General features: G+C 49.7%; 12 protein-coding genes. All 12 read left to right on the top strand.

The features are described 5' to 3' along the window. Positions 1-2: 2 nt before the first annotated feature. The 12 genes from spoT (at position 3) to KV201_RS11445 (ending at position 13,762) form a co-directional block, all read left to right on the top strand. The gene (gene spoT / locus KV201_RS11390; protein ID WP_006079840.1) at positions 3-2,108 is read left to right on the top strand and encodes a bifunctional GTP diphosphokinase/guanosine-3',5'-bis pyrophosphate 3'-pyrophosphohydrolase; all 2,106 of its coding nucleotides are present in this window, start codon (positions 3-5) and stop codon (positions 2,106-2,108) included. Positions 2,109-2,133: 25 nt separating this feature from the next. Further along, complete coding sequence (locus KV201_RS11395) at positions 2,134-2,517, top strand: RidA family protein (protein ID WP_006079838.1); 384 nt, start codon at positions 2,134-2,136, stop codon at positions 2,515-2,517. Positions 2,518-2,744: 227 nt separating this feature from the next. Then, on the top strand, positions 2,745-4,409 hold the full coding sequence (locus KV201_RS11400) for an AMP-binding protein (RefSeq protein WP_063885002.1): 1,665 nt from the start codon (positions 2,745-2,747) through the stop codon (positions 4,407-4,409). A gap of 179 nt (positions 4,410-4,588) precedes the next feature. Beyond that, complete coding sequence (locus KV201_RS11405) at positions 4,589-5,533, top strand: calcium/sodium antiporter (protein ID WP_006079835.1); 945 nt, start codon at positions 4,589-4,591, stop codon at positions 5,531-5,533. A gap of 214 nt (positions 5,534-5,747) precedes the next feature. After that, the gene (locus KV201_RS11410) at positions 5,748-6,452 is read left to right on the top strand and encodes a hypothetical protein (RefSeq protein WP_226059378.1); all 705 of its coding nucleotides are present in this window, start codon (positions 5,748-5,750) and stop codon (positions 6,450-6,452) included. Between the two features lie 84 nt (positions 6,453-6,536). Next, a complete protein-coding gene (locus KV201_RS11415) occupies positions 6,537-7,616 on the top strand; it encodes a sensor histidine kinase (RefSeq protein WP_226059379.1) in 1,080 nt (359 codons plus the stop codon). After that, complete coding sequence (locus KV201_RS11420) at positions 7,616-8,212, top strand: DNA-binding response regulator (RefSeq protein WP_011845584.1); 597 nt, start codon at positions 7,616-7,618, stop codon at positions 8,210-8,212. The genes KV201_RS11415 and KV201_RS11420 overlap by 1 nt, the downstream gene beginning before the upstream one ends. 184 nt (positions 8,213-8,396) lie before the next feature. Further along, positions 8,397-10,472 (top strand): ATP-dependent DNA helicase RecG, encoded by a 2,076-nt coding sequence (recG, locus tag KV201_RS11425; protein WP_226059380.1) that lies wholly within the window; start codon positions 8,397-8,399, stop codon positions 10,470-10,472. A gap of 198 nt (positions 10,473-10,670) precedes the next feature. Beyond that, positions 10,671-11,567, top strand: a complete 897-nt coding sequence (locus tag KV201_RS11430; protein WP_226059381.1) for a DUF3014 domain-containing protein — start codon at positions 10,671-10,673, stop codon at positions 11,565-11,567. A gap of 354 nt (positions 11,568-11,921) precedes the next feature. Continuing rightward, positions 11,922-12,656, top strand: coding sequence for a beta-ketoacyl synthase chain length factor (locus KV201_RS11435; RefSeq protein WP_226059382.1), 735 nt, complete (start codon positions 11,922-11,924; stop codon positions 12,654-12,656). Next, a complete protein-coding gene (locus tag KV201_RS11440; protein ID WP_226059383.1) occupies positions 12,649-13,524 on the top strand; it encodes a 1-acyl-sn-glycerol-3-phosphate acyltransferase in 876 nt (291 codons plus the stop codon). The genes KV201_RS11435 and KV201_RS11440 overlap by 8 nt, the downstream gene beginning before the upstream one ends. Beyond that, entirely contained in the window at positions 13,508-13,762 is a 255-nt protein-coding gene (locus KV201_RS11445; protein WP_006079824.1) for a phosphopantetheine-binding protein, read from the top strand. The genes KV201_RS11440 and KV201_RS11445 overlap by 17 nt, the downstream gene beginning before the upstream one ends. Positions 13,763-13,771 lie beyond the last annotated feature (9 nt).

A 13,771-nucleotide genomic window follows, 5' to 3' on the forward strand; every position in this document is an offset into this window, starting at 1 on the left:
ACTTGTATCTGTTTGAAGGTCTAAAGGAGTCTGCTTCCGGTTACTTAGAACCCGAACAGGTAGAATTGCTCAAGCAGGCGTACCAGATTGCGCGCGATGCCCACGAAGGGCAAATGCGCACGAGTGGCGAACCTTATATTACTCATCCGGTTGCGGTTGCCCGCATCCTTGCTGACATGCGTCTTGATCATGAGACGCTGATGGCAGCACTGCTCCACGACACTATCGAAGATACTCATGTCACCAAAGACGATTTAGCCGAACTATTCGGTGTCGCGGTGGCCGAGCTCGTCGAAGGCGTGTCAAAACTCGATAAGCTAAAATTTCGCGACAAGAAAGAAGCTCAGGCTGAAAACTTCCGTAAAATGATGATGGCGATGACGCAGGATATCCGCGTTATCCTCATCAAGCTTGCCGATAGAACCCACAATATGCGTACCTTAGGTGCCCTGCGTCCCGACAAACGTCGCCGTATCGCCCGTGAAACCTTAGAAATCTACGCGCCCATCGCTAACCGTCTCGGTATCCATAACATCAAGACAGAGTTAGAAGACTTAGGTTTCCAAGCGTATTACCCCATGCGATATCGGGTGCTTAAAGAAGTCGTTAAAGCCGCCCGTGGCAATCGCAAAGAATTGATCCAAGGCATTGAAGCCGCTGTTTATACGCGCTTAAACGATGCTGGTATTCCAGGGAAAGTTAAAGGCCGCGAGAAAAATCTCTACTCCATCTATAACAAGATGCAGAGTAAAGAGCTGCAATTCCAAGAAGTGATGGATATCTACGCCTTTAGGGTGATAGTCGATTCCATCGACACTTGTTATCGCGTACTCGGCGCCATGCACGGACTGTATAAACCTCGCCCCGGTCGTTTCAAAGATTATATCGCTATCCCTAAAGCCAACGGCTATCAGTCACTCCATACCTCTTTGTTTGGTCCACACGGCGTGCCCGTTGAGATCCAAATTCGTACCGAAGATATGGACCAGATGGCCGACAAAGGGGTTGCCGCACACTGGGCCTACAAAGGCGGTGCGCAAACAGGCCAAGGCACGACGACTCAAGTGCGTGCCCGTAAGTGGATGCAAAGCTTGTTGGAATTACAACAAAGCGCCAGCACCTCATTCGAATTCGTTGAAAACGTGAAGACTGAACTCTTCCCAGAAGAGATTTATGTGTTCACCCCTGAAGGTCGCATTCTGGAATTACCCGTGAATGCCACCGCGGTAGACTTTGCCTACGAAGTGCATACAGATGTGGGTAATACCTGCGTCGGTGCCCGTGTTAACCGCCAAGCGTATCCGCTCAGCCAGCCGTTAATTTCAGGCCAAACCGTTGAAATCATTACCGCTAAAGGCGCGCGCCCGAATGCCGCTTGGTTAAACTTTGTGGTAACAGGTAAGGCCCGCGCTAAAATCCGCCAAGTGCTAAAGAGCCTTAAGGGTGATGACGCGATTGCGCTTGGTCGCCGCCTGCTCAACCATGCGCTCGGCAAGACTAAGCTCGACAGTATTCCGCCTGAGCAGATTGAAAAAGTCATTCGCGATACTAAACATACCACGCTCGATTCACTGCTCGCCGACATCGGCCTAGGCAATGCCATGAGCATTGTTATCGCCCAGCGTTTGATTGGCGATAATCTTGAGAATCAAGAAAGCCGCGACGGCCACATGATGCCAATTCGTGGCGCCGAAGGCATGCTCGTTACCTTCGCCAACTGTTGCCGCCCAATCCCTGGTGATGCCGTAATTGCCCACGTGAGCCAAGGTAAGGGCTTAGTGGTGCACATGGAAAACTGCGCCAACATTCGTGGTTATCAAGGCGAGCCTGACAAGTATATTCCTGTGCAATGGGATAATGTCGAAGGCGTTGATTACCAAGCCAACCTGCGGGTCGAAATCGTTAACCACCAAGGCGCACTGGCGAAGATCACCTCGATCATTGCCGCCGAAGGCTCGAACATTCACAACCTCAGTACAGAGGAACGAGATGGCCGCGTGTATTTGATCAACCTGCGGATTTCGGTGAAAGACAGGATCCATTTAGCCAACGTGATGCGCCGAATTAGGGTACTGCCCGAAGTGCTGCGTACGTCCCGTAATCGTTAATTAACTCAACATTAGAGAGAGCGTCATGGCAGAAAAAATCATTATAGCGACCGAAAACGCCCCTGCGGCCATCGGCACTTATTCACAGGCCGTCAAAGTCGGCAGCACAGTGTATTTATCCGGCCAAATTCCGCTTGTGCCAAGCACAATGCAAATTGTCAGCGATGATTTTGAAGCGCAAGTGGTGCAAGTATTTGAAAACCTAACGGCAGTTTGTACTGCTGCGGGCGGTTCAATCAACGATATCGTTAAGCTCAACATCTTCCTGATTGATTTAAGCCACTTTGCAAAAGTGAATGAAATCATGAGCCGTTACTTCAGCCAGCCATACCCTGCCCGTGCAGCTATCGGCGTGAAGCAATTGCCGAAGGATTCTCAAGTTGAAATGGATGGCGTGATGGAGCTGTAAGCTCTGGCATTCCCCTTCAACCAACAAAAAGGCGCTGCGGCGCCTTTTTTGTTGCCGTCACCAGCCTCTCTGACGCTTGCCATTCTCTTCATCTTATTTTCATACTCAGCTTGTAGGCTTTGGGCTCCATTCTCATATTTTACAATCCTGTAAACTATTTGCGCGGGCTCACAAAACTCGCCATACTGGGTGCAGCCAAAATAACAATAAAGAACAGGGAATTGCCAATGGATACAGCGATTAAGACGCCAATTGAAATGCTGGCGCACTGGGCTAAGACTCAGGGGGATCAAGTCTATTTACGCCAACCTATCAAGGGTCAATTCCTTGATTTTACTTGGGCCGAAGTTCAAGAAAAAGTTCAGCAACTGGCCGGTGCCTTACAGCATCTAGGCCTAGAGCGCGGTGATAAGATTGCCGTACTCTCTAAAAACTGCGCCGAATGGTTTATCACCGACCTTGCGTTAATGCACGGCGGCTATGTCAGCGTGCCGATTTACCCAACGGCCAACACAGATACCATTCGCTATGTGCTGCAACACAGCGGTGCAAAAGCCATTTTCCTCGGCAAGCTCGACCATTGGGCCGACCAAGAAGCCGGTGTCGGCGGCGAGCTGCTACGTCTTGCTATGCCCTACGATACAATGCCAGCCCAATATCAATGGGAACAATTACTTAAACTAGGTTATCCCCTAGTTGATGCCCCGCTACCGACGCCTGATCAAGTGATGACACTTATCTATACCTCTGGCTCAACGGGTCAACCTAAGGGCGCGATTCAAACCTTCGCTAGCTATGGCTGGACTTGCCAAGCGGTAGTGCGTGATTTACGCACCGACGGCAATGACAGACTGTTATCCTATTTGCCTTTAGCGCACATCACAGAGCGCGTCGCGATTGAAGGTTCATCCTTCTATTCCGGCAGCGTGGTCGCCTTCGTCGAGAGTCTCGACTCCTTCGTCGCCGACGTGCAAAGGGCAAAACCGACGGTATTCTTCTCAGTGCCGCGTTTGTGGAGCCTGTTCCAGAAAAACATCATAGACAAAATTGGTGTTAGTAAACTGAATCTATTGCTGAAGATCCCGTTAATCAGCAGCTTAGTGAAGCACAAAATCCATAAAGGCTTAGGTTTGAACCATTGTCGTTTGCTCGGCTCTGGCTCTGCGCCCATTCCGCCGTCGCTGATCCACTGGTATCACAGCATTGGTCTGAATATCTGTGAAGCTTGGGGTATGACAGAAAACTGCGCCTACTCGATTATCAACTACCCCTTCGATGCCCGTAAAATTGGCACAGTAGGTCGCCCGGTTGAGGATTGTCAGATCCGCCAAGGGGAAGATGGTGAGCTACTGCTTAAGAGTCCAGGGTTGATGACGGCTTATTATCTACAGCCCGAAGCCACTGCGGCAGCCTTCGACGCCGATGGTTTCTTCCACACTGGCGATTTATGTTCTATCGATGCCGATGGTTGCGTGACCATTACCGGCCGAGTGAAAGACAACTTCAAAACCGCCAAGGGAAAATATGTGGCACCCGTGCCTATCGAACGTAAATTGGCGCAGGACCCGCATGTTGAACTGATCTGCGTGATTGGCTCAGGCCTGCCGCACCCGGTCGCATTAGTGCAATTATCCGAAGGCGCTAGTTTACAGGCCCGCGAAGAAGTCCGCGCTTCACTCAAAGCGACACTCGATAGCGTGAATCCGCACTTAGAGTCACACGAACATGTGGATGCCATTATCGTGGTTAACGACCCTTGGACGATTGAGAACGATGTACTGACGCCGACGCTTAAGATCAAACGCCATGTGCTTGAAAAAGCCTTTAGCGAACGAGTTGATGGTATTCGTGGCGCCCAAGTTCGCTGGGAAGATGAGTTAACGCAAAAATAGCTCAGCTAAACAGAGTGATGCCCAATGTGGTTATCGACACAAATCTAGCACGCCTCGGCGTGCTTTTTTATGACATATTCTGTCAAATTTCGATAAAACCACGTATCATGTGCGCCTGTCGGCTAAGGGATGGTTCCCTTGTACTTTCTCATTCAATATAGGTTTAACAAAGTCCCGTGATGCTCATTACACTCTCGATTATTGGCGGTTTTATTATTTTAACCTTAGGCGCCGAAGCCCTAGTGCGTGGCGCGAGTGCTATCGCCCTACGCTTAGGTATTACGCCACTTATCATAGGCTTAACTATTGTTGCCTTTGGTACTAGCGCACCAGAACTGGCTGTGAGTGTCAAATCTGCCCTCGCCGGAAACAGTGGTATCGCCTTAGGTAACGTTATCGGCTCCAACATTGCCAACATAGGTTTGATCTTAGCGATCACGGCTTTAATCCGCCCTATCCAAGTGCAATCCCAAGTAGTGAAGCGCGATATCCCTTTGATGATCTTGGCGTCTATGCTGTTCTGGGGACTCTTGTTAGACGGCGAACTCAGCCTGATTGACGGTGTGGTTTTACTTTCACTACTGGTTGGATATTTAACCTTTAGCTATATCAGCTCGAAAAACAGCAAGAATGAAGAAGAGATTGAAGCGGGGCCGAATAACCCACTGCTTTCTGGCCTGTTCATCCTAGTCGGCATTAGCATGTTAGTTGGCGGCGGTATTCTGTTTGTAAACGGCGCAGTCGATTTAGCGAAAACCTTCGGCGTGAGTGAAGTCATTATCGGCTTAACGATCGTGGCGATTGGTACCAGTATGCCAGAGTTAGTGACCTCAGTGATTGCGGCACTAAAAGGTCAAAGCGATATCGCTATCGGTAACGTTGTGGGTTCTAACCTGTTCAATATTTTGGGCATTTTAGGTGTTACTGCCATAGTTCATCCAGTATCGTCACTCGGTTTCCAACCCTTCGACTTCATGGTGATGTTAGCTTTAGCCATAGTGATTCTGCCTTTTGCATGGACGGGATTACGCATCGGCCGCCGCGAAGGTTCTGTGCTGCTACTGACCTATTTAGGTTATATGGGTTACCTGATTAACCAAGCGAGCGCTCAAGCTTTGGTATAACACTCAGCGGTAATACCCACTTAAAACACCGGAGCCTCTCCGGTGTTTTGCTATCTGGGTTTCGCACTTTTAAAAAAAGACAAATTTAACACCCTTAAACTGATGACATTTGTCATGCGAAAGCCATGACCTTTGTGTCTGCATTTCTCCTGTCGAATTTCTGATAATGAGTCCGTACCCAAACACGGGGAAACTTACTCAATAAGGAAATACCATGAAAACATTATTAATCGTCTCAAGCTTAGCGCTTATCAGCAGCCACGCGTTTGCAGCGTCGCCCTCTAACGCCAACATCACCAGCATAGATGCGGCCTCAAACTCGATGAACCTAGCGCAGCTGCAACAACTGAGTGCCAGCACCCAAGATTACGACAAAGCCTATGCGAACTATCGCTTAGCCATTAGCGCCAATGTCATGGGACAAAAAGCCCTCGCCAGCAGTGCACTGACTAATGCACAAACTGCATTAGAAGCCTTAGAAACCAGCCAAGCTGACGCGGAATCCCTCGCGCTGTTATCGTCGGTTTATGGCATGCAAATCGCCTTAGACAATAGCAAAGGCGCAACTCTCGGGATGAAATCAGCCAAAGCCATTGCCAACGCCGAGCAGTTAGAACCCCAAAATCCACGGGTCGCGTTGGTTAAGGCGATCGCCGCCTATAACACGCCTGCTATGTTTGGCGGCAGCATGCAAAATGCTAAGACGCTCGCCACCACGGCAATAGAAAGATTCGCCCAACCTTGCGACGACATTTGTTGGGGGGAAGCCGAAGCTTACACGTGGCGCGGGCTAGCTAAACAGGAATTAGGCGATAGCCAAGGCGCGAGTGAAGATTGGCAACAGGCGATCAAAGTGCAAGCAGATTACGGTTGGGCAAAATTTTTGCTTCAACAAAATCAGCAATTAAGTGCAAACTAGACCAAGTTGTTAACAGAGACTGATGGCGCTGACCCCAGCGCCAATCCCTAAATAGAATAAATAACACAGTTGCATTGAGGCATTATGATCAGCACGCATCTTCAGCTCGAACGAAAACTCGCTTGGGTGTATTTGATAAACTTAGTGTTTTATCTTATTCCGCTTGCCATCAATGCGTATCCAGCATGGAAAATCGCCCTTAGCTTTGCCGTGCTCGTTCCTTTTATTGCCAGTTATTTTTGGGCCTATAAGTGCAATCAGAATAGCGCCTATCGCCCCATTCTGATGATGGTGGCCATCGCCACAGCAATCACCCCAATCAACCCGGGATCTATCTCGTTATTCACCTTTGCCGCTTTTTTCATTGGCTTTTTTTACCCTCTCAGAACCTGTCTGTTGGCTATTGCCGCCTTAATCGGCCTGTTGTTTGCCCTCAATGAGATTTACGACTTTAACAGTTACTACTTTCCGCTTTACGGCTCAGGATTGGTACTCGGTGTAGGCATGTTTGGCGTTGCCGAACGCAGGCGTCATCAACATAAATTGAAAGAACAGCAAAGCACTCAAGAAATTAGTACCTTAGCGGCTATGGTTGAGCGAGAACGCATTGCCCGCGATCTACACGACATCATGGGCCACAGCTTGTCTTCGATTGCGCTTAAGGCGGAACTGGCCGAAAAACTGCTGGCAAAACAAGAATACCAACTGGCCACAATCCAGCTTAATGAACTCGGTCAAATTGCCCGTGAGAGCCTCAGCCAAATTCGCCATACCGTATCTGACTACAAACATAAGGGTCTCGCGGATAGCGTGACACAACTGTGTAAACTATTGAGGGAAAAAGGAGTCAGTGTCGAGCTGACAGGCAATATCCCTAAACTGCCCGCCAGAATGGAGAGCCAGCTGGGGTTAATTGTCACTGAACTGGTGAATAATATTTTACGTCATAGCGGCGCAAGTCAATGTATTATCGACTTTATTCAGCAACCAGATAGGCTAGTCGTTGTGGTCAAAGATAACGGCCCAAGTAAACCTATCGCTGAAGGCAATGGCCTCACGGGGATACGCGAACGTCTTGACAGCTTAGGCGGCAGCTTGAGCTATAATCTCGAACAGGGATATGCATTTACCGTCAGTTTACCTTTGCAGGGAGCAACAGATTAATGAAGATTTTATTGGCGGAAGACCAAGCCATGGTGCGAGGCGCGCTCGCCGCACTCCTCACGCTTGCGGGAGGCTTTAATATCACCCAAGCGAGTGACGGCGATGAAGCCCTAAGTCTACTCAAACAGCAAAGCTTTGATCTCTTGCTAACCGACATCGAAATGCCTGGCCGCACAGGCCTAGAGCTAGCAGCTTGGTTAAAGGATCAACATAGTCAAACTAAGGTCGTGGTCATCACCACCTTCGGCCGCGCGGGGTATATCAAACGCGCTATCGAAGCCGGTGTCGGCGGTTTTCTGCTAAAAGATGCGCCCTCAGAAACCTTAGTCAACGCGATTCAACAAGTTATGGCGGGAAAACGAGTGATCGATCCTGAACTTGCCATGATGGCAATTGGTGACGTCGACCCACTCAACGATAAAGAGCGCCGCGCTCTACGCCTCGCCAGTGAAGGCAAATCCACCGCCGACATCGCCGAAACCCTCTTTATTGCCGAAGGCACAGTGCGTAACTACCTCTCCGAAGCCATAGCTAAACTCAATGCCAGCAACCGAATCGACGCCGCCCGTATCGCCAAACAAAAGGGCTGGCTGTAATCACGCTCACGGTTAACTACTCTTTCGTTCATATCGACAATTTTTGCGGCCTTAGCCGAAACCTAAGGGCCGCAAACTGACGTTAGTTATGCTGGCAAATAAGTCCCTCATTCTGCTTGAGATTGCCTTACGCTTATTCTCTGTTAATATATGTATAAATTCACAGTGATTGAGTGCTAACGACTTGCAGCAATTGGATCTTGTTCCGATCACCGACCTCAAAGGCGTCGCCAAAAAGGTCGCGGAGAAACTCGCAAAGCTCGGCATCACAACAGTACAAGATCTGCTGTTTCACTTACCCCTGCGCTACGAAGACAGAACCCAAATCTATCCGATTGCCGCCCTTATGCCCGGCAGTTACGGCACCATAGAAGCTGAAATCCAATCGACGCAGATCATTCAAGGCCGCAAGCGTATGCTGGTCTGCAATGTGCGCGACGATACAGGCAGCTTGAGCCTGCGCTTTTTTAACTTTTCCGTCGCCCAGCGTAATGCCATGCAAAATGGTTTGATGATCCGCGCCTACGGTGAAGTGCGCCGTGGCGGCCATCAAGCTGAGATAGTGCATCCAGAATATAAAGTCGTGTATCCCGGTGAAGATGTTCATCTGAGTGATACCCTAACGCCGATTTATCCCACAACTGAGGGCTTAAAACAGGCGAGTTGGCTCAAGCTGACCGAGCAAGCTTTGGTATTACTGGAAGATGGCGGCTTAACTGAGCTGCTGCCACCGCGGTTGCAACCAAACAACATCAGCCTTAAACAAGCGCTGCAAACGCTGCATCGGCCTCCTGCGGGGATATCTCAGTTCGATTTAGAGTTAGGCCAACACCCAGCACAGCAGCGACTCGTGCAGGAAGAATTACTCGCCCATAATCTCAGCATGTTACGTCTAAGACAGCGCAGTAATTTAGACGCTGCTGTCACCATGCAGGCCACGGGGCAGTTGCTCAATCCCTTCCTCGCCGCTTTGCCCTTTAAGCCCACGGGCGCCCAGCAAAGAGTGGTGGCCGATATAGGCAAAGATTTAGAAAAACCGCACCCTATGATGCGCTTAGTGCAAGGGGATGTTGGTTCAGGTAAAACCTTAGTCGCGGCGATGGCTGCGCTGCAAGCGATTGAAAACGGTTATCAAGTTGCCATGATGGCGCCAACAGAGCTATTGGCCGAGCAACATGCGACTAACTTTGCCGCTTGGTTTGAGCCACTCGGACTTAAAGTCGGTTGGCTGGCGGGTAAACTCAAAGGTAGGGTCAGAGCGCAATCCCTTGCGGATATTGAATCCGGCGCCGCCCAGATGGTGATTGGTACCCATGCTATCTTCCAGCAGCATGTGGTCTTTAGCAAACTCGCGTTAATTATCATAGATGAGCAGCACAGATTCGGTGTACACCAACGTTTAGGTCTGCGTGAAAAAGGCGTGAACCAAGGTTTCCACCCGCATCAATTGATCATGACGGCAACGCCGATCCCGCGCACGCTGGCGATGACGGCCTATGCGGATCTCGACACATCCATTATCGATGAACTGCCGCCGGGACGGACACCTGTGACCACAGTGGCGATTGCCGATTCACGCCGCAACGAAGTGCTCGAACGGGTGCGTAACTCCGTCATCACAGATAAACGTCAGGCCTATTGGGTGTGCACTCTGATTGAAGAATCCGAAGTGCTCGAATGCCAAGCCGCCGAAGACACGGCCGAAGAACTGCGCCTCGCCCTGCCCGAGCTCAATATCGGCCTCGTGCATGGCAGGTTGAAGAGTGCCGAAAAACAGCAAATTATGGCCGATTTTAAGGCGGGCATAATTCATTTACTGGTGGCGACAACCGTGATTGAAGTCGGCGTCGATGTGCCTAATTCCAGCCTGATGATCATTGAAAACCCTGAACGTTTAGGTTTGGCACAACTACACCAACTGCGCGGACGAGTCGGTCGAGGCGCCATCGCAAGCCATTGTGTGTTACTCTACAAGGCGCCATTGAGCCATACCGCCACCCAAAGACTGAGTGTACTCAGGCAAAGTAATGACGGTTTTATCATAGCGCAGAAAGATTTAGAAATTCGTGGCCCAGGTGAAGTGCTTGGCACTAAGCAAACGGGACTGGCCGAGCTGAAAATTGCCGATCTGGTGCGCGATCAAGCTTTGATCCCGCATATTCAAAAACTGGCAAATCATGTGATGGCGCAGGCCCCCGAAAAAGTCGATGCGATTATCTTACGCTGGCTCGGGCACAAGCAGCACTATGTGCAGGCTTAGGCAGTAAAGGGTAAAGGCCGAGGAGTGACATCTGCCTCGATACTCAAAATAAATTGTTTATGTTCAGCTAAGCGCTATAGACAAGCGCATGGAAACTTGCAAAATGAACCAGCGGTATTCCAATAGTCCGCTCTTGCACTTTAATGTTAGCTGCATGTATTCACCAAGTTACCTTGACACTCAAGCGAAGGATGTAAAATGCAAGTTAATCAAGATGATAGAATAACACCTCAAGAGACTTCTTCTAGCAGTAATCGCTTTGCGCTTTTTGCGATAGTGCTCGTCGTGCTACTTTCTGCCGGAGGATATTATTACTACAGCGGTGACTCAGATTCACCTAAACTCATCCCTAACGCGCCAATTGTATTGCCTGAAACACCGCCATCTGAGCCAATGACGCTCGAAAGTGCGCCAGAGCCAGAAACCACTGAGACGACGCCTGCTGTTACAGAAACAAACACCAACAGCACAGAAACCCCTGCGGTAACTGAGCCGGAAGTTATTGCTGAACCTGTACCTGCACTGGCTGAAAGTGATGCATTCGTACAACAAAAAGCCCTCGCCATTATCGATAACAATGTGCTGGGTTCTGCATTAGTGCAGCAAGATCTCGCGCGCCAATTTGTGGTGTTTGTCGATAACTTAGCTCAGGGCGAATTGACCCGTAAAGTGAGTCCACTCAAAGGCCCAGAGAAGCATTTCTCGGTTTCTGAAATCACCAACAAAGTGTATTTAAATCCTGAGGGTTTCCACAGATACGATGCCTATGTTGACTCGATTGCCAAAATGGACGAACAGACGTTAATGGTCACCTATAAGCAAATGACGCCTATGCTAGAGGAAGCCTTTACCGAACTCGGCTACAGCAACGCTAAATTCAACGACAGAATGCTGCAAGCGATTAAAATACTGCTCGCGGCGCCTATCATTGAAGATCCGATTGAGCTGAGCTCTATTAGCGTTAACTATCAATTTGTTGACCCTAACTTAGAGGCACTACCTAGCGCGCAAAAACTGCTGATCCGTATGGGTCCAGAAAATACCCGCAAGCTAAAAGTCGCTCTACGCAAACTCGAGAACCAACTGGCACAGTAAAACCTTGCCGTGGTGAAGACAAAAGGCGCTCAGTGCGCCTTTTTTCATTTTGAGCGCAAATCGCTAGGATAAAAAGCCTATCGAATGAGACTGCTATTGCGATATTTGTTACATAAATTCGATCGTTCTGCTGAAAATCACAGCACTTGATCCCATTGCGTTAACCCACACAATGCAAATGGCTTCATAAAAACGCGGGGCATAGTGTAGAATGGCTCCGCTGTAGAGGGCATTCCTAGCGTCATCGTCATTCATCAAACGCGTTTACACCTCACTATGGTATGACAATCCATCAATGTTCTAACTTAGTTAGGGATAACTAAGACAGCTTAAATTTAGTGTCGAGGCAAAGTAGTGCAACTAACATTCAGCATTCTCTCTTGGGGCGCTTGGGCCCCCCAATATCAGCACCCGCAAAGTTGGCAAACTTGGTGCAAAAACTCGGCTGAATTAAATCTCGACACACCACAGTCTGATACGACCGCTCCCGCACTCAAACACGTTCCAGCCATGCAACGCCGCCGTTTTAGTCGCTTGACTAAGATGATGTTAGAGGTGAGTTTTCAGTGCGAAATGCCTGCAAATTGTCGCTCTATTTTTGCCTCGCGCCACGGAGAGTTGCAGCGCACCATAGGACTGCTCGAAGACATTATCGCCAAACAGCCCTTATCGCCCTTAGGGTTTAGTCAGTCGGTGCACAACACCGCCAGCGGCATTTTTGGCATAGTGGCGGCCAATACCGCGCCGTCGACCTCAGTTGCGGCAGGTACCGAAACCCTGTCACAAGCTATGGTTGAAGCCTTCGCCCAGTTACACCAGTCACCAGAACCCTTGCTGTTAGTCTTCGGTGATGATCCTGTGCCACCTGTGTACGATGAGTTTACCCAAGAATTTGAATTGCCTTTGGCCCTAGGCTTACAGCTCGCGCCCTTCGATGCGCCCGCTTCGGTCAAGCTCACAGTGAGCCGCATCTGTGAGTCGACAGCATTAAATCCTTTGACCTATGGCGCCTTGCTCCACGCCCTCGCGACAGCGCAAAATATTTCAGGCTGCTTATCCCAATGGCATTGGAAGCTTGAGCATGTTTAATACTGCCCACAGCCATGACGCCGTCAAGGGTTATGAAGATTCAATGCACAATGCCGCTTATACCTTGCCGGAGACTCGCCGCGCTGGGCTGAGTTATGTGCCACGTTGGTTAGGCGGCGTGAGTTGTTATATCGCCTTTGGCTTAGGCGGCTTATTAAGCTCCTTGACCATTTTGCCTTTGCTGCGTTTTTGGCCAGGCACACCCGAAGCGCGGATTATTCGAGTCCAAAAGGCCGTGCATCTAATGTTCAAGGGTTTTGTCGCCATGCTCACTTGGGCGGGCGTGATCCACGTCAGCACCCACAGAGCACAACAACTGCATGACGCCAGAGGCGTTATCGTGATCGCCAACCATCCCAGTTTAGTGGATGTGGTCGTGTTGATAAGCCTCATGCCCAATGCGGGCTGCATAGTCAAACAAGGTTTATGGCGTAATCCGTTTTTGCGTGGTGTCGTGTCCTGCGCGGGTTATATTCCCAATCGCGGCGCCGAACTTATGCTAGAGGATTGCCGCGAAGTGCTCGCGAGGGGCACCAATTTAATTATCTTCCCCGAGGGCACACGCACGGTTGTCGGCGCGACCATTAACGACTTTGCCCGCGGCGCCGCCAACATTGCCTTAAGGGCCGAAGCAGATATTTTACCTGTGGTGCTGCGTACCAATGTCCGTGGTTTGACAAAGGAGCAACCTTGGTATGAGATCCCAAGGCAAACCATGGGGATGGCCGTTGAAATCGGCGCAACAGTTTCTTACCAGAAGTACCAAGCGGCTTTAGGTGAGCATGCAAAAATGGCCCGGCAGCTGACGCGGGATCTTGAACACTACTATAAACAACAACTCGAAAATAACTATGAACTTAAACAATGAAATAAAGCAGTTAATCATCGACTGTCTCGATCTTGAAGACGTCAGTATTGATGATATTGAAACCGATGCGCCGCTCTTTGGCGAAGGTCTAGGCTTAGATTCAATCGACGCCCTCGAACTCGGCTTAGCCATCAAGAAAAAATTTGATGTCAAAATCGAGGCTAATTCGGATGCCACTAAGGCCCATTTCCACAGTGTTGCCAGCTTAGCTAGCTTTATCGAATCACAGCGTCCATAGGAGAGGAAC

Origin of the sequence: Shewanella sp. SR1, assembly GCF_020447145.1 — a bacterium.
In the GTDB taxonomy this organism is placed as follows: domain Bacteria; phylum Pseudomonadota; class Gammaproteobacteria; order Enterobacterales; family Shewanellaceae; genus Shewanella; species Shewanella baltica.